This window comes from Paenibacillus sp. EKM211P (assembly GCF_011066175.1).
GTDB lineage: Bacteria > Bacillota > Bacilli > Paenibacillales > Paenibacillaceae > Paenibacillus > Paenibacillus polymyxa.
On record NZ_JAAMNS010000108.1, the window covers coordinates 1 to 212 of the forward strand.

The following is a 212-nucleotide window of genomic DNA, read 5'->3' on the forward strand; positions in this document are numbered from 1 at the left end:
GTATCGGAAGGTGCGGCTGGATCACCTCCTTTCTATGGAGAATCGTTTCCTGCAATGGAAACATTCAAATATGAAGCGTAAGCTTTAAAACTCAGGTTTAGGCCTGTTACTCACTCGTTGCTCAGTTTTGAGAGTTCAAACTCTCAAGCGTTTGGTGGCGATAGCGGAGGGGTTCCACACGTACCCATCCCGAACACGACCGTTAAGCCCTC

1 rRNA gene is annotated in these 212 nt (G+C 48.6%); it reads left to right on the plus strand.

Annotation, left to right across the window (positions count from 1 at the left end):
- Positions 1-150: 150 nt before the first annotated feature.
- Positions 151-212 (plus strand): 5S ribosomal RNA (gene rrf, locus G9G57_RS25585); the annotation flags it as partial.